This is a genomic window from Pseudomonas sp. B21-021 (assembly GCF_024749205.1).
Lineage (GTDB): Bacteria > Pseudomonadota > Gammaproteobacteria > Pseudomonadales > Pseudomonadaceae > Aquipseudomonas > Aquipseudomonas paraglycinae.
Genome location: NZ_CP087192.1, coordinates 897,854 through 921,255, shown reverse-complemented (window position 1 = coordinate 921,255; position 23,402 = coordinate 897,854). Strand labels below are relative to the sequence as shown.

17 protein-coding genes, 1 other RNA gene and 1 pseudogene are annotated in these 23,402 nt (G+C 57.4%); 11 read left to right on the top strand and 8 right to left on the bottom strand.

All coding sequences use genetic code 11. From position 1 onward, the window contains the following. The first annotated feature begins 92 nt into the window (after nucleotides 1–92). Complete coding sequence (recN, locus tag LOY31_RS03925) at nucleotides 93–1,766, top strand: DNA repair protein RecN (protein ID WP_258712886.1); 1,674 nt, start codon at nucleotides 93–95, stop codon at nucleotides 1,764–1,766. A 75-nt stretch (nucleotides 1,767–1,841) separates the two neighbouring features. Here recN and fur read toward each other — a convergent pair whose 3' ends face one another. Beyond that, on the bottom strand, nucleotides 1,842–2,246 hold the full coding sequence (fur, locus tag LOY31_RS03920) for a ferric iron uptake transcriptional regulator (RefSeq protein WP_007953774.1): 405 nt from the start codon (nucleotides 2,244–2,246) through the stop codon (nucleotides 1,842–1,844). A 97-nt stretch (nucleotides 2,247–2,343) separates the two neighbouring features. On the opposite strand from fur, the gene LOY31_RS03915 reads away from it, so the two are divergent. Beyond that, on the top strand, nucleotides 2,344–2,871 hold the full coding sequence (locus LOY31_RS03915) for an outer membrane protein assembly factor BamE (protein WP_007953775.1): 528 nt from the start codon (nucleotides 2,344–2,346) through the stop codon (nucleotides 2,869–2,871). Nucleotides 2,872–2,932: 61 nt separating this feature from the next. Here the strand turns inward: LOY31_RS03915 and LOY31_RS03910 are convergent, their stop codons facing one another. From LOY31_RS03910 to LOY31_RS03900, 3 genes are read right to left on the bottom strand one after another with little or no spacing between them, the layout of a single operon-like run. Beyond that, nucleotides 2,933–3,247: an RnfH family protein gene (locus tag LOY31_RS03910; RefSeq protein WP_085608030.1), complete on the bottom strand. Its 315-nt coding sequence runs from the start codon at nucleotides 3,245–3,247 to the stop codon at nucleotides 2,933–2,935. Continuing rightward, nucleotides 3,240–3,674 (bottom strand): type II toxin-antitoxin system RatA family toxin, encoded by a 435-nt coding sequence (locus LOY31_RS03905; RefSeq protein ID WP_003221509.1) that lies wholly within the window; start codon nucleotides 3,672–3,674, stop codon nucleotides 3,240–3,242. Before LOY31_RS03905 ends, LOY31_RS03910 begins: the two co-directional genes overlap by 8 nt. Before the next feature lie 7 nt (nucleotides 3,675–3,681). Further along, complete coding sequence (locus tag LOY31_RS03900) at nucleotides 3,682–5,085, bottom strand: sodium-dependent transporter (protein ID WP_007953780.1); 1,404 nt, start codon at nucleotides 5,083–5,085, stop codon at nucleotides 3,682–3,684. Nucleotides 5,086–5,204: 119 nt separating this feature from the next. Here LOY31_RS03900 and smpB point away from each other — a divergent pair, with 119 nt between their 5' ends. Continuing rightward, the gene (gene smpB / locus LOY31_RS03895; protein ID WP_007953781.1) at nucleotides 5,205–5,687 is read left to right on the top strand and encodes an SsrA-binding protein SmpB; all 483 of its coding nucleotides are present in this window, start codon (nucleotides 5,205–5,207) and stop codon (nucleotides 5,685–5,687) included. Nucleotides 5,688–5,737: 50 nt separating this feature from the next. Here the strand turns inward: smpB and LOY31_RS03890 are convergent, their stop codons facing one another. Continuing rightward, complete coding sequence (locus tag LOY31_RS03890; protein WP_258712885.1) at nucleotides 5,738–6,505, bottom strand: FCD domain-containing protein; 768 nt, start codon at nucleotides 6,503–6,505, stop codon at nucleotides 5,738–5,740. 262 nt (nucleotides 6,506–6,767) lie between these two features. Between LOY31_RS03890 and LOY31_RS03885 the strand changes: the two genes are divergently transcribed. From LOY31_RS03885 to LOY31_RS03850, 8 genes and pseudogenes are all read left to right on the top strand, one after another. After that, entirely contained in the window at nucleotides 6,768–8,462 is a 1,695-nt protein-coding gene (locus LOY31_RS03885; protein WP_127796885.1) for a lactate permease LctP family transporter, read from the top strand. Between the two features lie 150 nt (nucleotides 8,463–8,612). Next, nucleotides 8,613–9,437: a (Fe-S)-binding protein gene (locus LOY31_RS03880; RefSeq protein WP_258712884.1), complete on the top strand. Its 825-nt coding sequence runs from the start codon at nucleotides 8,613–8,615 to the stop codon at nucleotides 9,435–9,437. Further along, nucleotides 9,434–10,888, top strand: coding sequence for a LutB/LldF family L-lactate oxidation iron-sulfur protein (locus LOY31_RS03875; protein WP_258712883.1), 1,455 nt, complete (start codon nucleotides 9,434–9,436; stop codon nucleotides 10,886–10,888). Before LOY31_RS03880 ends, LOY31_RS03875 begins: the two co-directional genes overlap by 4 nt. Next, complete coding sequence (locus LOY31_RS03870; protein ID WP_258712882.1) at nucleotides 10,888–11,559, top strand: lactate utilization protein C; 672 nt, start codon at nucleotides 10,888–10,890, stop codon at nucleotides 11,557–11,559. Before LOY31_RS03875 ends, LOY31_RS03870 begins: the two co-directional genes overlap by 1 nt. Then, entirely contained in the window at nucleotides 11,556–14,378 is a 2,823-nt protein-coding gene (locus tag LOY31_RS03865) for an FAD-binding and (Fe-S)-binding domain-containing protein (RefSeq protein ID WP_258712881.1), read from the top strand. The genes LOY31_RS03870 and LOY31_RS03865 overlap by 4 nt, the downstream gene beginning before the upstream one ends. A gap of 130 nt (nucleotides 14,379–14,508) precedes the next feature. Next, nucleotides 14,509–14,787, top strand: a complete 279-nt coding sequence (locus tag LOY31_RS03860) for a hypothetical protein (RefSeq protein WP_007953788.1) — start codon at nucleotides 14,509–14,511, stop codon at nucleotides 14,785–14,787. A 95-nt stretch (nucleotides 14,788–14,882) separates the two neighbouring features. Beyond that, nucleotides 14,883–15,271, top strand: a transfer-messenger RNA (tmRNA) gene (ssrA, locus tag LOY31_RS03855). Nucleotides 15,272–15,456: 185 nt separating this feature from the next. After that, nucleotides 15,457–15,789 (top strand): annotated as a pseudogene (locus LOY31_RS03850) (integrase arm-type DNA-binding domain-containing protein); the annotation flags it as partial. 169 nt (nucleotides 15,790–15,958) lie between these two features. Here LOY31_RS03850 and LOY31_RS03845 read toward each other — a convergent pair. The 3 genes from LOY31_RS03845 to LOY31_RS03835 all read right to left on the bottom strand — a co-directional run bounded on the left by LOY31_RS03845 (nucleotide 15,959) and on the right by LOY31_RS03835 (nucleotide 23,393). After that, nucleotides 15,959–16,741 carry an HNH endonuclease gene (locus LOY31_RS03845; RefSeq protein WP_258712880.1) on the bottom strand — a complete coding sequence of 261 codons (783 nt, stop codon included), beginning with the start codon at nucleotides 16,739–16,741 and terminating at the stop codon, nucleotides 15,959–15,961. Between the two features lie 169 nt (nucleotides 16,742–16,910). Continuing rightward, nucleotides 16,911–18,896 (bottom strand): hypothetical protein, encoded by a 1,986-nt coding sequence (locus tag LOY31_RS03840; RefSeq protein ID WP_258712879.1) that lies wholly within the window; start codon nucleotides 18,894–18,896, stop codon nucleotides 16,911–16,913. A 12-nt stretch (nucleotides 18,897–18,908) separates the two neighbouring features. Further along, complete coding sequence (locus LOY31_RS03835) at nucleotides 18,909–23,393, bottom strand: Eco57I restriction-modification methylase domain-containing protein (RefSeq protein ID WP_258712878.1); 4,485 nt, start codon at nucleotides 23,391–23,393, stop codon at nucleotides 18,909–18,911. Nucleotides 23,394–23,402 lie beyond the last annotated feature (9 nt).

Genomic DNA, 23,402 nt, shown 5'->3' with positions numbered 1-23,402 from the left:
CGGATCATCCCCATCGAGCTAAGCGAGGGCATTGTCAGCCTGAAACAAAACACTGTATAAATAACCAGACCTGAAGCCTGGGAGCGGCCTTTATGCTGGTGCACCTGTCCGTACACAACTACGCCATCGTTGAACATCTCGATCTCGAACTCGATCGCGGCATGAGCGTGATTACCGGGGAAACCGGCGCCGGCAAGTCGATCATGCTCGACGCCCTGGGCCTGACGCTCGGTGATCGCGCCGACAGCGGCGTGGTTCGACCGGGCGCCGACAAGGCCGATATCCTGGCGACCTTCGATCTGGCCGACATCCCCGAGGCCAGCGCCTGGCTGGCGGAACGCGACCTGGAAATCGACGGCCCTTGCATCCTGCGCCGGGTCATCACTTCCGAAGGTCGCTCACGCGGCTATATAAATGGCACGCCCTGCCCGCTCGGCGACCTCAAGGCGCTCGGCGAGCTGCTGATCGATATCCACAGCCAGCACGAACACCAATCCCTGCTCAAGACCGATACCCACCGACGCCTGCTCGACGAGTACGCCGGGGCCACCGATCTGGCGCGCCAGGTTCACCTGGCCGCCCAGCGCTGGCGCCAGACCCGCCAGGAGCTGGAACGCCTTTCCAATTCCGGCGACGAACAGCGCGCGCGCCATCAGTTGCTCAGCTACCAGCTCGAAGAACTGGAAAACCTCGGCCTCGGCGAAAACGAGCTGGAAGAACTGGAGCAGGAACACAAGAACCTGACCAACGCCGAAACCCTGCTCGGCATCTGCCGACAAGTGGTCGAGCAATGTAGCGAAAGCGATTCCGGCAACGTCCTGAATGCCCTGACGGCCAGCCTCAATCGCCTGTCGAGCGTGAACAACTCGGTCGGCGCGCTGGGTGAAGCGAGCAGCCTGCTGACCAGCGCGCAGATCCAGGTCGAAGAAGCCGTCGGCGAACTCAATCGCTTTCTCGACAACTTCGATGCCGATCCGGCGCGCCTGCAATATCTGGAAGAACGTCTGGATTCCATCTACACGCTGGCACGCAAACACCGCATTCAGCCGACAGAAGTGGCAGAGATGCAGCAGAAGCTGCTCGACGAAATCGAAGCCCTCGACGCCAATGATGAATCCATCGAACGCCTCGCCGAAGAACTCGCATCCTATGCCCGCCACTATCAGGAAAAGGCCCGGGAGCTGAGCGAGCTGCGCCATCAGGCGGCCGGCAGTCTGGCCAGCGCGGTGGAGCAAGAGATTCAGCGCCTGGGCATGCCCGGCGGTCGCTTCACCATCGAATTGCGCGCCAACAACAGCAGCGAACTGCAGCCCAATGGCCTGGAGCAGGTCGAGCTGCTGGTCAGCGCCAACCCGGGCCAACCCTTGAAGGCACTGGCCAAAGTGGCGTCCGGCGGTGAGCTGTCACGGATCAGCCTGGCCATCCAGGTGATTACCGCCCAGACCTCTCGCGTACCTACGCTGGTGTTCGACGAAGTGGACGTGGGCATTGGCGGTCCGACGGCCGAAATCGTCGGCCAGTTGTTGCGTCGCCTCGGGGATCGCGGACAGGTACTGACCGTCACGCACTTGCCGCAAGTCGCGGCTCAGGGACATCAGCATCTGTTCGTGCACAAGGTTCGAGGCGAGCAGGCCACTCACACGGCCGTTTCGAAGCTGAGCAAGAATGACCGTATAGAAGAAGTCGCGCGGATGCTTGGCGGCATCGATCTGACCAAAGAGTCTTTGGCGCACGCGAAAAAGATGGTCGTTACCACAAAGGTTTAAGCACCACAGAAAGCACGAAGGCGACCCTTGGGTCGCCTTCGCTCGTTTCGCGAACCTGAAATTCGCGCGACATGCTTACTTTTTCTTGCGTACGTACAGCACCAGGTTGTGATCCACCAACTCGACACCGTGCTCCTCGGCGATTGCCTTCTGGAGTTTTTCGATTTCGGTACTGACGAATTCGATGACCTCACCGGATTCCACGTTGACCATATGGTCGTGGTGGCCACCGTCGGCCAATTCGAATACCGCGTGGCCGCCGTCGAAGTTGTGACGGACCACGAGGCCAGCCGCTTCGAACTGGGTCAGAACACGGTAAACCGTGGCCAGACCGACGTCCTCGCCAGCTTCCATCAACGCCTTGTAGACGTCCTCGGCACTCATGTGACGCTGCTCTGTAGAGTCGAGCATTTGCAGGATCTTGACCCGTGGCAGGGTCACTTTGAGGCCGGCTTTGCGTAGTTCGCTATTTTCAACCATGGTCAGCTTTCTCGCGATGCTGCTTCGCAGCTTCTCTTAATGCGGGTATGATCGGCGTTTACGTTGTCCCAGCCAAGATAGTGGAAGTCGCCCACCGATGCAAAACACCAAGCTCTTGCTAACCAGTTTCACCTTTGTGGGACTGCTCGCACTCGCCGGTTGTTCATTCCCCGGGGTTTACAAAATCGACATCCAGCAGGGCAATGTCGTCACGCAGGACATGATAGACCAGTTACGCCCGGGAATGACCCGGCCGCAAGTACGGTTTATCATGGGTAACCCTCTGCTTGCCGACACGTTCCATGCCAACCGCTGGGATTATCTGTACAGCCTGCAACCTGGTGGCGGTGAACGCCAGCAGGAACGCATGAGTGTCATTTTCGACTCGAATGACCGCCTTGTCAGCCTGTCCGGTGACTTCATGCCGGGCGTCAGCCGTGACGAAGCCATTCTCGGCAAGGACAGTGGCACCAGCGTGACCGCTCCTGCTGAAAACGTCGAGCAGCCGAAACCGGAAAAACCGGCCAAGCCAGGCTCCTTGCTGGATCAGATCCAGAAGGACGTCGATGGTGTGGAAACCGTTCCGGTTCCAACGCCAGAACCGCTGGACACCTCGCCGCAATAATTTGCGACGCAATAAAAAACCCGGAAATTCCGGGTTTTTTATTGCCTGCCGTTTGGCCAGCCTACTGATTTCGCGCCTTGGCCTCGGCAGCCTTGGCAGCGCGCAGACGACGCACTTCTTTCGGATCAGCCAACAGTGGCCGATAGATCTCGATGCGATCGCCCTCCTGAACCCGTCGAGCATCCGGATCAGCAATCACTTTGCCGAAGATCCCCAAAGGACAACTCTTCAGATCCAGCTCCGGAAATTCAGCATCAATCCCGGACGCCATCAGCGCCGCACGCACTGTTGTACCCTCAGCGACACTGATTACACGCAACACCTGACGATCAACGGCGGCATACACCACTTCGATTTCGATCACCGGCTCAACCATGCATCTGCTTGGCACGCTGGCAGAACGCATCCACCAGCGTATTGGCCGCCTGATTGAACAAAGGACCGAGCGTCGCGCGAACCAGCGGCCCGGCGTAGTCGAAAGACAGATCCAGACTGATCTTGCAGGCCTTCTCGTTCAGCGCCTTGAACACCCAGACGCCATGCAACTGATTGAACGGCCCCTCCTCCAGGTTCATTTCAATCGACTGCCCCGGCACCAGCGTATTGCGCGTCACGAAGTGCTGACTGAGACCGCCCTTGGCCACACCGACACTAGCGCGCATATGCTCAGGCGAGCTTTCCAGGACTTCAGCAGACGAACACCACGGCAAAAACTCGGGGTAGCGCGCCACGTCATTGACCAGGTCGTAGAGAAATTGCGCCGGGTAAGGCAGCAGCGCCGATCGTTGAATATGTGTCGTCATGTAAGCGTCACTTCCAGAGCTGGGCGGCAAACACTACAAGAATGCCGATGGGCGCCACATAGCGCATCAAGAATAGAGACAGGGCGAACAGCGCCGGGCTGCGAATCGACAATTCGTCACGCACCGCTTCACGCCCCATCACCCAACCGGCAAACAGCACGAAGCACAGTCCGCCGAGTGGCAACATGATCCGCGAGGTGAAGAAGTCGATCACGCCAAAGAAGTCCAGGCCACCGGCCGCACCCCATTGGTAGAGATGGAACACCCCGCCATCGTTCACGAAAAATTTGGCTTCCTTCCAGATATTGAAGGAAAACACCGTGCCCAGGCCGACGAACCAGCAGGTGAACGCCAACCAGAATGTCACCCAGGCACGACTGATTTTAGTCCGCTCGACCAGATAGGCGACCATCGGCTCCAGCAGGGAAATTGCCGAGCTCCAGGCGGCAATGGCCACCAGAACGAAGAACACCACGCCCATCAACTGGCCGAAAAGCACGTTACCGAAAGCAAATGGCAGGCTGACGAACATCAGCCCCGGGCCTTCGCTCGGATTCAAACCACCGGCGAACACAATCGGAAACAAGGCCAGACCGGCCACCAACGAAACAAAGGTATCGAGCAGCGCCACACCCACGACCGTACCTGACAGCGAGGCTTCCTTGGTCATGTAGGCGCCGTAGATCATGATCGAACCCACGCCCACGCTCAGCGAGAAGAACGCGTGGCCCATGGCCGGCAGCAAGCCGTCGAGGACTTTTTCCGGGTGGAAGTCGAACATGAAGTGCACGCCTTCCATGAAATGCCCGGTGGTCATGCTGTAACCCAGCAGCACCAGCACCATCACGAACAGCAGCGGCATCATGATCCGCAGGCTGCGCTCGAGCCCGGCGACCACGCCCTTGGCGATCACCACAGCCGACAGCAGCATGAAAACCGTATGCCACAGCGTGATGCGCCACGGGTCGGCGATGACATTACCGAAGTACGCCCCGACCTGATCGGCCGTCGCGCCCTGGAAGTCCCCGCGCCCCATATCAATGATGTAATCCAGCGACCAGCCGCCGACCACACTATAGAAAGACAGGATCAGCAACGCCGTGATCATCCCGGCGAACGCGCCCCATGACCATTTGCCAGAGTGCCCGGCTTCCAGCGCCAGCACCTTCAGGGCATTCGCCGGACTCTGACGGGCACGCCGTCCGATCAGGGTTTCGGCGAGCATCACCGGGATGCCGATCAGCGCGATACACGCCAGAAACATCAGCACGAAGGCGCCGCCACCGTAGACCCCGACCATGTAGGGGAATTTCCAGATGCTGCCCAATCCCACGGCCGAACCGGTCGCGGCGAATATGAAAACCCAGCGGCTAGCCCAACTGCCGTGGACAGAAACCTTGTCTGTCGACATCGTTTATCACGCCCAAGCGTTAGAAAAAGAGGCCGCATTGTCCGGGATTCACTCAACCTGCTCAAGCACGCAGCATCACCGTAGCCGACAGCCGTTTATCTCCATATAATGCCGCCCCTATGGCTAAACAGAAGAAACACCCAACAGGGACCATCGCGCAAAACAAAAAGGCGCGACACGATTACTTCATCGAGCACAAGTTCGAGGCTGGTCTGGTCCTGGCCGGCTGGGAAGTAAAAAGTCTGCGGGCAAGCAAACTGCAACTGGTCGACAGTTACGTGTTGCTCAAGGATGGCGAAGCCTGGTTGCTCGGCAGCCACATCACGCCTCTGATGACCGCCAGCACCCACGTCATTGCCGACCCGGTGCGTACCCGCAAGCTGCTGCTCAACCGCCGCGAGCTGGACAAGCTCGCCGCCGCCGTGCAGCAAAAGGGTTACGCCTGCGTGTGCCTGTCCTGGTACTGGAGCAAGCACATGGTCAAGTGCGAGATCGCGCTGGGCAAGGGCAAGAAGGAATACGACAAGCGTGATACCGAACGCGAACGCGACGCCGGTCGCGAGTTGCAGCGTGCGGTGCGCAACAAGGGCAAGGAAGACTGATTCTTCTGCCCGAATGACCGTTCCCGCGCCCGGCACGGGAACGGTCATGCCTACATCCCTTTGCGCCGCTCGGCGCGAGCCATGCGTTGCACTTCCTGCCGCACCTCTTCCAGCACTTCCTGCACATACAGTATGTGTCGGCTGGACACCTCACGCGCCTGTTCCGCGCGCCCCTCGATAATCGCCAGATACAACTCCCGATGCTGCGTGATCAGCATGTCGCGGGTTTCCGTGCGCTGCTTGTACATGCCGCCGATGTTGGTCACCACATTGCGCTTGAGCAGGTCGAACAGCCCGCGAATGGTGTGCAGCAACACCGCGTTATGACTGGCTTCGGCAATCGCCAGATGGAATTTCGCATCCGCCGCGCCCTCTTCCGCCCGGCTCACTTCATCATGACGCGAATAGCAGTCCTGTAACTGTTCAAATGCAGCCGTCAGCCGCTCGCGATCCACATCCGTGGCGCGCAAGGCCGCGTAATAGGCACACGATGCCTCCAGCGTGTGGCGAAATTCCAGCAGATCGCGCTGCGCCTCGGGATTGCTTTCAAGCAATTGCAGCAGCGGATCGCTGAACGTCGAACCGAGGCTTTCCACGACATAGTTGCCGCCGCCCTGCTTGCTGACCAGCAAGCCCTTGGCCGCAAGCTTCTGAATCGCCTCACGCAACGAGGGCCGGGAAACGCCGAACTGCTCCGCCAGTGCCCGCTCGGCCGGCAGACGTTCGCCGGACTTCAGCGTGCCTTCGAGAATCATCCCTTCCAGTCGCTCGACAATGTCGTCAGACAAACGGCGCTGACGTATCTGATCAAACCCCATCACTCAACTCTCCACCATCCCGACCGCTCGCCGGGCTCTCTATTCTGGCCTATCGGCGCGTTGCCGACACCTGCCAGATGACACTTGGGCGACCGGATCAGATCGAGCTCTGCACCGGTGATTCGACAAAAGTTTTAGGGCGGCAAATTGACACACCGATATCAAGGCTTTTACCCTAGCCAACAGCGATTGTAAATTGGTCTTACCAATTAACCAAGAACGCTGACAGTGCCTGACCAACAACAATTAGGGGCCACCCCATATGCAAACCTGGCAACAGCTATACAGCCCGCTCGGCAGTCTCGGCGTGTCCGCACTCGCGGCCGTCATCCCCATCGTTTTCTTCTTCCTCGCCCTGGCGGTGTTCCGCCTCAAAGGTCATGTGGCCGGCAGCATCACGCTCGCCCTGGCCATCGCCGTAGCGATCTTCGCGTTCCAGATGCCGGTCGACATGGCGTTCGCCGCCGCCGGATATGGTTTCGCCTATGGTCTGTGGCCGATTGCCTGGATCATTGTGGCGGCGGTGTTCCTGTACAAACTGACGGTCAAGAGTGGTCAGTTCGAGGTCATCCGCAGCTCGGTGCTGTCGATCACTGACGACCAGCGCCTGCAGGTGCTGCTGATCGGTTTCTGCTTCGGTGCATTCCTGGAAGGTGCCGCCGGTTTCGGCGCGCCAGTGGCGATTACCGCTGCGCTGCTGGTTGGCCTGGGCTTCAACCCGCTATACGCCGCAGGCCTGTGCCTGATTGCCAACACCGCACCGGTGGCGTTCGGCGCGCTGGGTATTCCGATCATCGTGGCCGGGCAAGTCACCGGCATCGACGCGTTCAAGATCGGCGCCATGACCGGCCGCCAGCTACCGCTACTGTCGCTGTTCGTGCCGTTCTGGCTGGTGTTCATGATGGACGGCCTGCGCGGCGTGCGTGAAACCTGGCCAGCCGCACTGGTTGCCGGCCTGAGCTTCGCCGTCACCCAATACTTCACTTCGAACTTCATCGGCCCGGAACTGCCGGACATAACGTCGGCCCTGGCCAGCCTGATTTCGCTAACCCTGTTCCTGAAGGTCTGGCAGCCGAAACGTGCCGCCGGACAGCACATTGCCGGTGCTGTTTCCGCTTCGGTGGTGACTGCCAGCGTCGGCGGTTTCGGCCAGAAGCGCACCACCGTCGCTTCGCCTTACAGCCTTGGGGAAATTTTCAAGGCGTGGTCTCCGTTCCTGATCCTCACCGTGCTGGTGACCATCTGGACCCTCAAGCCTTTCAAAGCCATGTTCGCTGCCGGCGGTTCGATGTACGCCTGGGTGTTCAACTTCGCGATTCCGCACCTCGATCAACTGGTGATCAAAACCGCACCGATTGTTGCTGCTCCGACCGCGATTCCGGCCGTGTTCAAACTCGACCCGATTTCCGCGACCGGCACGGCGATTTTCTTCTCCGCGCTGATCTCGATGCTGGTGCTGAAGATCAATTTCAAAACTGGTCTGACCACTTTGAAAGAGACCTTCTACGAACTGCGCTGGCCGATCCTGTCGATCGGCATGGTGCTGGCGTTTGCCTTCGTCACCAACTATTCCGGCATGTCCTCGACCATGGCTCTGGTGCTGGCCGGTACTGGCGCAGCGTTCCCGTTCTTCTCGCCGTTTCTCGGCTGGCTCGGCGTGTTCCTGACCGGCTCCGATACTTCGTCCAACGCCCTGTTCAGTTCGCTGCAAGCGACCACCGCGCACCAGATCGGGGTCAACGACACCTTGCTGGTGGCGGCCAATACCAGCGGCGGCGTGACCGGCAAGATGATCTCGCCACAATCGATCGCCGTGGCCTGCGCCGCGACCGGTCTGGTGGGCAAGGAATCCGATCTGTTCCGCTTCACCCTCAAGCACAGCCTATTCTTTGCCACGATCGTCGGCCTGATCACTTTGGCTCAGGCCTACTGGTTCACCGGCATGCTGGTGCATTAAGACTACAAGCGACATGGAAATAACCGACGCCGGTTCGTGATTCCGGCGTCAGCAATTCACAACCCGGTCTGTAAGGCTGCTGAAAGCAACGCGCTCTATATTCGGCAGCCTCAACAGACGGATAACCGGGCCCACCCGGAGACACGCCTGATGAGCGAGCTTTTTTACAACGCTGTGCCCAACGCCACTCGCGTCGCACCGCCACTGCCCGAACCCCGGCAATACCCCAGCGAGAAACCGTCGCGGGTTTACCTGTTCGGCACGTGCGTGGTCGACCTGTTCTACCCGGAAGCCGGGATGGACGCGATCCACTTGCTGGAACGCGAAGGCATCCGGGTCGACTACCCGCAAGGGCAGAGCTGCTGCGGACAACCGGCCTACACCTCGGGTTACACCGAGCAGGCACGGACGGTGGCACGCTCGCAACTGGCGCTGTTTGCCGGGGATTATCCGGTGGTGGTGCCGTCGGGCTCCTGCGCCGGGATGATCCGCGAGCATTATGCCGACTTGTTCAAGGACGAGCCGGAAACGTTGAAACTGGTTCAGGCCCTCGCGGCCCGCACCTATGAATTGGCCGAGTTTCTGCTGTTCGTCTGCAAGGTGCAGCTCAAGGACAGCGGCGAGCCGGTGAAAGTGGCGCTGCACACCTCGTGTTCGGCGCGACGGGAAATGAACACCCACCTGCACGGCCGCGAGTTGTTGGCGCAGTTGAGCAACGTGGAACGGGTCAACCACGATCACGAAAGCGAATGCTGTGGCTTCGGTGGGACATTCAGCGTCCGTATGCCAGACATTTCCGGCGCGATGGTGGCTGACAAGACCCGGGCGTTGAAGGAATCCGGCGCGCATCAGGTACTCAGTGCCGACTGCGGCTGCTTGATGAACATCAACGGCTCGCTGGAAAAACAGAAGGAAGCGCTGCGCGGGCAACACCTGGCGAGCTTTCTCTGGCAACGAACCGGAGGTGCGCGATGAGCACTTCCACGATTATTCCTACGGTTGCCGTAGAAGAAGATTTCCGCACCCGGGCGCACAACGCCCTGGGCGATTCGCAGTTACGGAACAATTTCCGCACCGCGATGGATTCATTGATGACCAAGCGGGCAGCGGCTTTCAGCGATGCCCACGAAAGAGAACATCTGCGTGAACTGGGCAATGCAATCCGTGCCCGCGCGCTCTCCAAGTTGCCCGACCTGCTCGAGCAACTGGAACAGAACCTGACCCGCAACGGTGTGACAGTGCACTGGGCGGAAACGGTGGACGAGGCCAATGGCATCGTCCTTTCGATCATCCGCGCTCACGAGGCGCGGCAAGTGATCAAGGGCAAATCGATGGTCAGCGAAGAGATGGAGATGAACCATTTCCTCGAGGCTCGGGACATTGAATGTCTGGAGTCCGACATGGGGGAGTACATCGTCCAGCTCGACCACGAGAAGCCTTCACACATAATCATGCCGGCAATCCACAAGAATGCCGGTCAGGTCGCGTCCTTGTTCCATAACAAACTTGGCGTGGAATATACCAAGGACGTTGACCAACTCATTCAGATCGGTCGCAGGGTCCTGCGGCAGAAATTCTTCGAAGCGGACATCGGCGTCTCCGGCGTCAACTTCGCGGTGGCCGAAACCGGCACCCTGCTGCTGGTGGAAAACGAAGGCAACGGCCGCATGACCACCACCGTGCCGCCGGTGCACATCGCCGTCACCGGCATCGAAAAAGTCGTGGAAAACCTGCGCGACGTGGTGCCGCTGCTGTCATTGCTGACCCGCTCGGCGCTGGGCATTCCGATCACCACCTACGTCAACATGATCTCCGGCCCGCGCAAGGAACACGAACTCGACGGCCCGCAGGAAGTGCATCTGGTACTGCTCGACAACGGTCGCAGCCAGGCCTTTGCCGACAGTGAATTGCGCCAGACCCTGAACTGCATCCGCTGCGGCGCCTGCATGAACCATTGCCCGGTCTACACCCGCGTCGGCGGCCATACCTACGGCGAGGTTTACCCCGGCCCGATCGGCAAAATCATCACCCCGCACATGGTCGGCCTGGCGAAAGTCCCGGATCACCCGAGTGCGTCTTCGTTGTGCGGAGCCTGCGGTGAAGTGTGTCCGGTAAAAATTCCTATTCCCGCACTGCTGCGCCGCCTACGCGAAGAGAACGTCAAAGCCCCCGACAGTCCTCATCAAGTGATGCGCGGTCAGGGCAGCAAGTATTCGCGCAAGGAACGTTTCATCTGGAACGCCTGGGCGAAGCTCAACAGCTCGCCGACCCTGTATCGAATGTTTGCTTTTTTCGCCACACGCCTGCGCGCCCTGGCGCCAAACAACGTCGGCCCGTGGACGCAGAACCACAGCGCACCGAAACCCGCCGCCCGCTCATTGCATGACATGGCTCGCGAACACCTGGCCAAACAAGGAGACCGTTGATGAGCGCCAAGCAAAATATCCTCGGCAAGTTGCGCAAAAGTCTGACCGGCACCACGCCGATTGCCGACAACTTCGATGTCGATCTGGTGACCCAGCCTTACACCTACAGCGCCGAACAACGCATCCCGCAACTGCGCAAACTGATGGAAGCGGTGCACACCGAAATCCACCTGACTTCCGCTGATGGCTGGCCGGCGCTGCTGGCGCAATTGCTGCGCGACCGCCAGTTGCCGAGCCTGCTGATCGCACCGACGACGCCCCACGGGCAACGGATCACACAACATTGGGCGAACAATCCTGATCTGCCGGCGCTGAAGTCCTACGACCGCCCGATGGAAGAGTGGAAAGCCGAGTTGTTCAACGACACCCCGGCCAGCCTGACCGGCACCCTCGGCGCGATTGCCGCCACCGGCAGCCTGATTCTGTGGCCGACCCGCGAAGAACCACGGCTGATGAGCCTGGTACCGCCGGTGCATTTCGCCCTGCTCAAGGCCAGCCAGATCCGCGACAACTTCTATCAGGTGCAGCAGGAATTCGAGTGGTCCCAAGGCATGCCGACCAATGCGCTGCTGGTGTCCGGCCCGTCGAAAACCGCCGACATCGAACAAGTCCTGGCTTACGGCGCCCACGGCCCGAAAGACCTGGTGGTGTTGATCCTGGAGGACCAATGACCTTACCGGCGACTTTCCTGCGCGATGCGCAGCAACTGATTCCTGCCGAACGCCGTTTCGACGATCCGCTGTCGACCCTGGCCTTCGGCACCGACGCCAGCTTCTACCGGTTGATTCCGCAACTGGTGATCCGCGTCGAGTCCGAAGATGAAGTGGTGGCACTGCTGAAACTGGCCCAGCGCGATCAGGTCCCGGTGACCTTCCGCGCCGCCGGCACCAGCCTCTCCGGCCAGGCGATCAGCGATTCGGTGCTGATCGTGCTTGGGGATAACTGGAACGCCCGCGAGATCCGAGGACAAGGTACGCAAATCCGCCTGCAACCGGGCGTGATCGGTGCCCAGGCCAACGCATGGCTGGCGCCATTCGGGCGCAAGATCGGTCCGGATCCGGCGTCGATCAACGCCTGCAAGATCGGCGGCATCGTCGCCAACAACGCCAGCGGCATGTGCTGCGGCACCGCGCAAAACACCTATCACACGCTGGCAGGAATTCGTCTGGTGCTGGCCGACGGCACACGTCTGGATACCGAAGATGCTGCCAGTGTTGCGGCGTTTCGAGTCAGCCACGGTGAATTGCTGGAACGTCTGGCGACTTTGGGCCGCGAGACCCGCGCCAATGCCGAACTGGCCGCGCGAATCCGCCACAAATACCGTCTGAAAAATACCACCGGCCTGTCGCTCAACGCCCTGGTGGATTTCGATGAGCCTGTGGATATCTTGAGTCACTTGCTGGTGGGCTCCGAAGGCACTCTCGGCTTCATCAGCGCCGTGACCTACGACACGGTGATCGACCACCCGAACAAGGCCTCGGCGCTGATCGTTTTCCCGGATGTGGAAACCTGCTGCAACGCCGTCACCGTGCTGAAAAGCCAACCGGTGTCCGCCGTGGAACTGCTCGACCGCCGCAGCCTGCGCTCGGTGCAGGACAAACCCGGCATGCCGGCTTTCGTACAGCAGCTGTCGAACAATGCCTGCGCGCTCTTGATCGAATCCCGCGCCGCCTCTTCCACTTTGCTGCAGGAACAACTGGCGCAGATCATGGCGTCGCTCAGCGCCTTTCCGGTGGAAAAACAGGTCGACTTCACCGAAGACCCGGTCGAAAACGCCCGCCTCTGGGCGATCCGCAAAGACACCTTCCCAGCCGTCGGGGCCGTGCGCAAGACCGGCACCACGGTGATCATCGAAGACGTCACCTTCCCGGTGGAACAACTGGCGATCGGCGTGAACCGTCTGATCGAGCTGTTCGACAAACATCACTACGACGAAGCGATCCTTTTCGGACACGCGCTGGAAGGCAATCTGCACTTCGTCTTCACCCAAGGCTTCAACAGCGCGGAAGAAGTCGCACGCTATCAGGCGTTCATGGACGACGTGGCGCAACTGGTGGCCGTGGAGTTCGGCGGTTCGCTGAAGGCGGAACACGGCACCGGACGCAACATGGCGCCCTTCGTCGAACTGGAATGGGGCAGTGACGCCTATCAGTTGATGTGGCAGCTCAAACGCCTGCTCGACCCCAACGGCATTCTCAATCCGGACGTGGTCCTCAGCGAAGACCCGCAGATTCACCTCAAGCACCTGAAACCGCTGCCGGCGGCCGACGAGATTGTGGATAAATGCATCGAGTGCGGTTTCTGCGAGCCGGTCTGCCCCTCGAAAGGCCTGACCCTGAGCCCGCGCCAGCGCATCGTGATCTGGCGCGATATTCAGGCGCGAAAGCGCGCCGGAATCGACACCACCGAACTGGAAAAAGCCTACGACTACCAAGGCATCGATACCTGCGCCGCGACCGGCTTATGTGCGCAACGCTGCCCTGTAGGCATCAACACCGGCGAGCTGGTGAAAAAGCTTCGCGGCCGTCACGCCACCCATACGAAAACCGCCAACTTGATCGAAGGAAATTTCGCCACCACCCTGCAAGGTGCGCGTTTCACCCTGCATGTGGCCAATGGAGCGCGGATGTTGTTGGGTGCACCTCGTCTGGCGAAGCTTTCGGCGACCCTGACGCGGCTGTCTAAAGGTCAGGTGCCGCTGTGGACCAACGCGATGCCGCAGCCGGAAAAAGCCATTCGCTTCAGCCCGGCCGTGTCGGATGAACGTCCGCGCGTTGTGTATCTGGCGGCCTGCGTCTCGCGAGTGATGGGGCCGGCGGCGGGCGACAAGGAGCAGATGTCGCTGTACGACAAAACCCGTGGCCTGCTGGAAAAGGCCGGTTATCAGGTGGTGTTCCCGGACAATCTGGACAACCTCTGCTGCGGCCAGCCTTTCGCGTCAAAGGGCTATGCCGAACAGGCCGAGCACAAGCGTCAGGAGCTGATCGGCGCATTGCTCCAGGCCAGTCGCGGCGGGCTCGATCCGATCTATTGCGACACCAGCCCCTGCACGTTGCGGCTGGTGCAGGATGTGGGAAATGTTCGCCTGGATCTGTATGACCCTGTCCGATTCATCCGTACGCATCTGATGGATCGTCTGGAGTTCATGCCGCAGGAAGCACCGATTGCAGTTCATGTCACGTGCAGCACTCAGCACCTGGGGGAAAGCCAGGCGCTGATCGACCTGGCCCGCAAATGCAGCAAGACGGTGGTGATTCCGGAAGGCATTCACTGCTGCGGTTTCGCCGGCGACAAGGGTTTCACCACACCTGAGCTCAACAGCTATTCCCTGCGCACGCTCAAGGATGCGGTACAACAATGCAGCGAGGGGATTTCCACCAGCCGCACCTGTGAGATCGGTCTGACGCAACACGGTGGAATCGACTACCACGGCCTGGTGTATCTGGTGGACCGGGTGACCCGCGCAAAAGCCCCCGCTACCGCCCTCTGAAGAAAAATAGAACCCTTGCGAGCGACCGCAGTCCACAGAACAGGCCCCGAACAATCGGGGCTTGTCCTCCATTCGGTTGCCCGTCCTGACGGCCAGCGAAGTCTGGATCCCTCAGTTCAAGGAGATTCATATGAAACGTTCTGTACTGTTAGGTCTGTTCGTTACTGCCTCGATGATGGCGTCTGCTTCGTTCGCCGCCGACAAGCCCGCCGATTTGTGCGATGCCAATCTGCAAACCATCAACAACGCCAAGGCCCAGGCAATGGCATCTCCCGACCTGAATCAACGGGTAGAAGCCAGTGTGCAAAAAGCCCAGGCACTCAAGGCCCAGGGCAAGATCGACGAATGCGTGGCTGAAACCCAGCAAACCATTCTGGAAATCCGCAAAACCAGCGGAACCAACAACTGATCGAAGCTCAGGCCAACCTTCGGGTTGGCCTTGTGAGCCGTTTGGCGTACACTGCGCAGGCTTGTTGCTCATAAGCCACACTGAGCGCCAGGCTCGGGGCCGTTTAGGATTCGACGCCGGTTGCGAAACTCTAGGTGCATGCCGACTTGGTAACAGAAGTCGTAAATCCACTGTTGCAACTTCTTATAGTTGCCAATGACGACCAATACGGTGCTGCTCTCGCTGCTTAATTGCAGCTGACATGCACTCCTGGTACCTTCGGGTCCAGCAATCATCAGGGGATGTCTGTAAACCCAAAATGATTGTCATATAGAACAGAATCGCCGTGCAGTACGTTGTGGACGAAGCGGCTAAAACTTACACAACTCGCCCAAAGCACCCTGCCCGTCGGGTCGCTGAGGGTTAACTTAATAGACACGGCTACGCATGTAGTACCGACAGCGGAGTACTGGCGGACGGGGGTTCAAATCCCCCGGCTCCACCACTTCATCATCTAAAGACGTCCACGGACGTCTTTTTTTGTGCCTAAAATCCAGCAAAATCAAGGGTTTGGGCGCCACTGAAATCCGCAGATACTTTTGAGTTCCGGTCGCCTGGGTATACCCAATGGTATTCCCAATCTCCCGCTGATAATTTTGGGAATACTAAAAACAGCACGGAGCCCTGCCTATGTGCGCCTACACCACCCGCCTCTCTGACCGCCAACTCAAAGCCATCAAATCAACAGACAAGGATTATGTCCTCACCGACGGGGACGGCCTGCAACTGCGAGTGAGGGTAAATCGCTCGATGCAGTGGAATTTCAATTACAGGCATCCCGTGACGAAAAATCGAATCAACATGGCTCTTGGCCCTTATCCGGATCTTTCTCTCGCGAATGCCAGGAAGAAGGCAATTGAAGCGAGGGAGCTGCTTGCTCAGGGCATAGATCCCAGAGCTCACCGCGATGAGGTGAAACAGATCAAGCTGGCTGAAACCGAACATACTTTTGAGAAAGTGGCTCGATGCGGCGTCGGCTTACATTGAAGGTCGAGCGTGCCAACCATTCGATATAACGCTGTTTCTGAGCGGCTTACTGACCGGACCTCAAGAGTAGTTCCAGGCTACCCGATATCATTTTCGGCTCACGAACCTACTGATCTGGCAACGAATGGGATATACACAAGTGTAATTAGACCTCTCCTACTTCGCCGCAAGATTCATAAATCGAGCGATGGAAGCACAAGTATTTCCTGTGCTCAGCAGCCAACCAGCGCAGCCTCATCCCGGGATGAATGCCCAACTGTTGTAGATCCGCAACAGGAATGCGAGAAGATACCAGTAGCCCCCCTTGATCATCGAAGCTGATCAAAAATTTATCGAACAAAGCGTCCAAATTAGCGGTAAGCAGAAATCCATTAAAAACATCTAGCCGCTCCGAATCCGATAGACATTCCGCCCAAGGTTTGGCATGACTGGCACGTAATAACTCAGGCAGCGCAACCCCCGTCACGGCACACGAGCTACCCCAATACTCAAGCAAAGACTCGCGGAACTTTTGCTGGCCCACGCGTAGAAGTACCAAACGCTCAATTTCGGTACCTGCCAAACCATCAGGCAGAGCCGACAACGCCTCGACAACAACCTTACCGTGGCCAGTTGCAGCTTGGCTAGGTAGTGCACTGGATATACTAGCAATTCGACGCAGTAAAGCCGCTAATGCTGCTTCGTCGGCTACCCTGAATCCGCCGCCGACCTGCTGTTCTACTGGAAAGCTGCGTATCAACTCAGGAAGCAACGAAACCATGTCTGACTTGAAGTAGATGTCAAAACCACTACCCACGACCGCTACCGTGGCACAGGCTGGATGTCGAGCCGACGCAAGGGTGACACTACTCATCTCGACAATTAGAGTGTGCTCAAAACCATTGTCCGTGCCGATTTTCTCTATTAAGGCTCGCTCAAGAGAATTCATCGAAGCCTCATCCGTGCTTGCTTGTGCTGGTCGAATAGGCAAAAGAGCTGCACACGGTTTCGGGATTCTCCAGTCAACGTCATCGCAAAAAATCCTTGTATCGAGAAAATGCGACAATTAAGCCGTAATCGGCAAACTTTGCTGAACAATTGAGAGAAATTCGTTGCTTTCATATCGCTTCAGAAAATCGGCGTTTGAAAAGCATGCCATCGTCAAAACTCGGATCAAGTACCAAGCATACCTGCTCGCTACCGATCAGTTCCTCTGGCGGAGGTGTGGTCGTGGTCACTATGTACTGAAACGGGATATTCTCGCCTACTTCAAAAGCTTTCTGCAGACGATTGGTTAATAGGAGAAACCCCTCATACAACCCGGCACTCATATCTGCTTCGCGTGGGCAATCGTGAATGACCAAACCAGGAAACGCACTACCATCCCCTGCGCTTTCCATAAGGCATGCGATATCGCCCAATAGAACCTCCAACACACGGTAGGCTTCACCGCCTCGCATCGATATACGGAAAGGTCGGTTTTCATCGCGGGGATCGAATGCGCCGAACGCGTCATTGGACAGCAGTTCTCCCGTAAAACGATCCATGATGCTGGCTATACGTTTTTCTCGGCTTGATAAATCTTTCTGCACTATCGCCAACTGAGTTCGGGTGCTACTTATATCTCGCCCGATGCCGTCAGACTTGGCACAGGACTGATCAATAGCAGCTTGGGAAACTAAGGAGCCTGCCGACTTCTCCCAACGTTCCATCTCAACAAGCAGTTCTTCTCCGCGACGTGCCTCATGAGACGTCTTATCCCGAACTTCACGAATTTTATTGCGTTTACCAACCAACTCAGTTTCGGTCATCTCCAGACTTTGAAGTTTAACTTCGAGTTGCTTCTTACGCTGAAGTACAGCTACCGCCCGTGATGCAGACTCTTCCATGGCACGATTCAGGCTTTTCTTATCACGCTCATCTCTTAGATTAGCTACCTGCAAGCGCTCAACTTCTGCTTGGATGTGCTGGCATTTCGAAAATGGAATATTTCCCTCTTGGCAGTCCCCTGCAAGTTGAGTGAGCCTCAGTAGTTTTACGCCAATTGTTTTATAGGCGTCCTCATCTCCCACCCTTGCTGCCTCAACATAGTCGTACTCCAAGCTTGCCCTGTTGAGCTGAGTTTGTAGTTCCGTTACTTCTGCACGCAGCTTTGCCAGATTTTGTTCGGCTTCGTCTTGACGCTCATTCCAGTCCTGCAATGCAGATGCTGTCTTATCTGCAGCACTACGCACTTCCTTTACCACCGAGTCAGCAAACAAATCCTCAGCGTGCATCGGCAAGCTATCCGGTAGATTCCGCCAAGCACGTAGGTCCGACTCAATGCGCCGGCGGATCAATACTGGCTCATGCAGCAATGCGGCCGTTTGCTTCTTCGCAAGCTCCAGGTCCGTTTCCAACTCAGCCAAGCGACTCATGAGACTTGATTCCGCCTGATCCAGCAAACCCAACACTGCACGCATGATAATGGGTGGATCCTGGCGACTGCGTTGCAAACCCGTGCCCTCGCCCTCGCGCCAAGAGAAAAAAGACTTAAAGCGCGAACCTTGGTCGCGGCTGATCCAAGCCAAGAGGTGGCGCCATTCAATAGCCTGATCTGTTTCCGGAATGGCGCTTGGCGTAACCTTAGCCATCATTGTGTCGGAAAGGTGTTGTATGAATGAGCGGTCTGTATCGCCGGTTTCCTCGCCCCATAGCGCATTGATGTCGTCACTCTCCAGAGCAATACCGTCCTTGTAGGTATTGAAATGACGGAACAGAGTGAATACTTGGTCCTCTACATGTAGAACGGCCGCGACACCACCTTGCGGGAACTCACCGAACAACTCCTCACGCACCTCACTGACTGCCTTGGCTGTATCTCCCAGACACAAGCGCAGTAACAGGCATAACGAGGTCTTGCCAACTCCATGGCCTGCTGCACGCACTCCAGAGGCGCTACCAGCCACCGGTTCCTTAGCCCAGACAATATTCAGCCCACGCTGAAAAGTAACGGTGCGAAGGACGTGTTCAGGACCCGCTTCACGAAAAAGAGTCAGACGCTCGAACCATAAACGTGGGCTGCGCCTAACTTCCGGTAATTGCTGGATCAATTCCTGCACCATTTCGCTCCCTGCTTAGGCTTGTTTACTTGATTGTTGGCTGATCTGAATCTCTTCGTCACCGGCACCAAGCTGCATCTGTTCCACAGCGTTCAACAGAATGCTGGCGACCGATGCAGCTTGAGTATCGACAATCAGATGAGCAGGGATATCTTGTCCCTTTAGCGCGACGAGTTGATTGGACTCCACCCGCACCAGCCCAGCGGCTTCAAAATAACGAATCCAATCCTGTATCCGATCACCTGCCAGTCGTGTGGATTCGAAGATCCCTGCGTACTGATTTTGGTAGGCCGCTACATTTTCTGCATTCGTCTCCCCTACATAAGCCAACAACAACTCAGAACGTGCCGCTAGAAGCGAGGCATCGTTGAGCTTACGACGCTGCAAACACCCTGCTTTCTGAATCAGCGTGAGCAGCAGGCCAGCCAAACGAGCATCTATCTCATCGCGAATAACGCCACGCTCCGAATAAGTTGGCTGTGCCTGTTGTCCAGGCGGTGGAACCAGAAGACTGACATAGGACTCGCCGCTGGCTTCCGCAAAAGTCATTCGGTCGAACTCACGCAAAACCAGACGCTGAGTACGATACTCGCCGAACACCTTGGTTTCGTTGTTCTTGAGCACGCGAAATGTTTCACTGGGATAGTCTGTACCCATCACATCAGCAGGATCGAGTATGTAGCGCAGTTCGTCGCGTGTCAGGTCGTAAAGCCGAGCATAGTAGGCATCGAGCTCAGCGCGTAACAGCGCACGGCGATCAAGATCGAATGTAAACGGCGGACCGTTGTAGCCCAGATCTTTTGCCCACGGCTCCATATTGCGCGCTGTGTAAGTCAGCTCTAGGACATGCTGCGCGATAAAGTTGAAATCAGCATCGCTGTATCGCTCTGGCGGCAGCATACAAAACTGCTTCAAATAAGAGTACGTCAGATGCAAACCGCCAACCTTCTGTCTGGCCACATAATCCAACACCAAACAATTTAAATTTGCGAGTAATGCGGCTGTAAACAGAGGCGATTGCATTGAAAAGATAATTGGCGCGGTGTGTCCAACACCGGCTTTTGGAATGACTGCCGCTATAACCGTTCGTTCATTGGTCGACGCAGTAACATCTTTAAAAACTAACAACCAGTTACGTTTCCATTGCTGGGGCAACCTCTCTAATACAACTTGTCTGGAAACCCAATAAAACGGGGTGACAGAATAGTCTGAATCCTGATACTGACTTAGGGTTGGGTTGGGAAGAACCCGAAACCCCCTATCATCGTTTCGCCCGGCATATGTTCCTGCCCGATGATCAAAGGAATTAATCATTTTCGCCTCGTACAGGGGCAAGCGATCTTCTGCGGCGACGTCTCGGAATAAGTGGCTGTCGGTAGCCATGTCCAGTTGGCGCATAAACGAGATGCCCCATGGATTACCGTCCGATCGACCGTCCTCGATCAGCACAGGTGCGGCACGGTAGAGTTTTTTTGTCAGCTCGGCATCTCTCTCGCTGCGGAACACCGGGCAGGTTAGGGAATTGGGGTTGATCAGGAGGAACTCGTCTGGAGTCAAGCGGAAGCGACGTGCAGGACTTTCGAGATAGCCAACCTGCCGTGCGAAATGGACAAACTCAGCCGCACCACTCTCGTTTTTTCCGCCAGAAATAACAACCAGACAGAACTTCATCGCGTGATGAACGCCAGGAAAAATGAACTCCTCATTCTCAAACGAATAAAGTGCGACAAGGTGTTCACCTTGGGTCAGGTAGGCAAAGAAAGCCTTTGTACTGTCATCCGTGGCAATGCCGGTGGGCACGATAAAGCCCGCACGCCCGCTTGTTGCGGTAATCTGGCTGATGGTTTCGGCAAATAGTGCATAAGTGTTAACGTCGCCCACGCCGGTCAACGGATAGCGCCCACCGTCCTCGCCCTTGACATGGGCAAACAGGCTAGCCGCTTCGGCCGAGCGACGCGCAATGATGAACTCTGCATGTAAGCGCTGCTCGGCTTCGCAATCGGACACGCTGTGTTCAAGTTGTGGGGAAAGAAGCTTGGCCAGCTTGCCTTCACTCAACCACTGGATGCGCTGACTACGCTCAGCCTTGTTTTTTGCATCAAAGACATCGCGGTGGCGAGTAGCGAAGAACTCTTCCTCTTGCAGCTTTATGCGCTCCCACGGTGGGTTGCCCAGCACGCAATCAAAGCCGCCAGCAGCAAACACTTGCGGAAAAGCCAGCGGCCAGTGCAGTACGCGAGACTCTAGACACACTGCTTGCGCAGCGGCGAGTTGCAGGGCATTCGCGGCAGGAAGCATGTCACCTTTCAACGTGAGATAGAGAGTGGCGCTGGTGGGAATCGCCCCTTGATTGGTCTCGGTTTTGGGTAATAAATATGCACCCAGCGCTAAATCAGCAGCGTAGGCTAGGCGGCTATTTTTTGCTTTCGCCAAAAACTCGCGGTAAGCGGCCTCCTTATTAGCAATCTCTTGAGAACTGTCTTGCGGCAAAGCTTCGATGGTTTGCAGGGCGGCCAACCCACTACCTTCTGTATAGGAGACATCAAGCTGACCAAAAGAATGTGCGTCGCGTTTCCTCTTCAGGTCTTTTAGTTCAGTAGCATTGGTCTTAGCGAGGATCTTGCACACATTTTTGTCATCACCGCTCAATGGCTTGAACGCTTCCTTGGCGATGCCCAACTCCAGCGCCTTCAGATCTGTAAGGCCGAGCAAGGCATCGCCGCATTGCAGGTGGTGATCGAGAAATCCAAGAGGACGACCTTCTTCGAAACCCTCCAACCACAAAGCGGTGCGCGCCAACTCTAGCGCCATCGGATTGCGGTCCACCCCAAAAATACAACGGCTGACTACTTCGCGCAGAGCGTGACGGTAATCTTGCGGTTTTACCGTCCCTTCGGATGCTTGCAGTTGCGCCAGTTTTTCCGCCAAACGGCGGGCAGCGGCAAGCAGAAAGTGTCCACTGCCACAGGCCGGATCAATCACACGGATGGCCAGTAGCGCCTCCACCGGGTTGGAGGTATTGCGGGCCAAACACTGCTCGATTACAGGGTCGAGTGCGGACTTGATCAGCTCCTGAACCAGAGAATCTGGCGTGTAATAGCTGCCGGTGAGCTTACGGGCGTTGCCAGCGGTGCTACCTTCGCTGGTTAAGCCGACAAAGCCAAATTGTTTGGCGGGCAGGTCAATTTCCGGCACCAGTTCTAGCAGGCTCTCGTAAACGCTGCCCAGTTCTTCCGGCCCCATATTGCGGTAGTCCACCGGGGCCAACGTTCCGCCATGATTGGCCCAACGCAGGTTTTGCATCACGGCCAGAAGATGAGCGTTGCTCAGGCTGGCAGCATCGAGCTGCGGGCACTGGCTTTGTGCAAACAGGCCACCCAGGGCAGGTAGGGCCAAGCGTGGCTCTCCTTCGATCAACCCCCTGAAGACGATACGCAGGGCTTGCCAGTGGTCATCGAAGCGATTGCGGGCACGACGTTTCAAACATAGCTCGCGCAAGCGAGATACAGCATACCCCTCGGAATAAGCACGACGGGCGGAGATAGTTTCCTTACTCTCGTCTGCTGGATGCAGCAGGCCACGCTCCTCCACGCTGAACAGAAAGATCAGCCGATAGATAAGGCGCAGCAATTGCTGGAAATACGCATCCTTGCTCAGCTCGCCGTCGTGCAAGGCACGGCGCAGGACCTCGTTGCTGGGGTGTTGCAAAAAGCCTTCGCCCAGGGTGAGCAGGGCTTGGGTAACTCCCAAGCGCAGACCGTCGCGCACACGGGTGCCTTCCTCCTGCCCTGCTTCGCGCCAACGCTCCCAGATGCAACTTTGTAGGCCATTGCCGGCACGGCTGGCATGCAACAGGCGCCAGACGTTGGTGAACTCGGCATAACGCTGACCGCTCAGTAGGTCTTGCAGGTCCACTTCCAGAAAGCTTGGGCGGGTGAGTGTGGCTGCATCTCGCAGCAGACGTAGTTGTTTGCCGTTGCAGACAATAGCCCAGAGGTGCTCGGAGCTTGCGTTAAGCAGTTCTTGGGCGAGCTGGAACGCAGACTTTTTTCGGCTACCACTGTCGGCGATAGCAAAGCGTGCATCGGGATCATCCAAGCCCAATGTGTGCGGTGCGACGACGATGGGCAGCCTGCCTGCGAGTAGCTGCACCGGGTAGTGCCTCTCACCGACGGTGATGCTCTTGACTTGCGAAAGATCGCTGTAACCGAATGCATCGCGCAACAGCTCTAGCACCAAGTGTTGCGTGATCGCAGCAGCATCTACATCCGCTCGATCGATTTGCGCAGCAAAGTGTTTGTACTGGGCGTTGGCAATCTGGAAGGCCCGGCTGTATTCGTCCTTGAGCTTGAGCCCCTTAGGGATGAGGTAATCAGTTTCGGTTTGCCATTTTCCACTGCCGAGGGCGGCCTTTTCCAACTGGTCAGGCAGGAACAGACCGCCTTCGAGCTTAAGTGTAGGTAGATTGAGCGCGGCCTGGGTTTTGCGGAGCTTTTTCATTTTTGACTT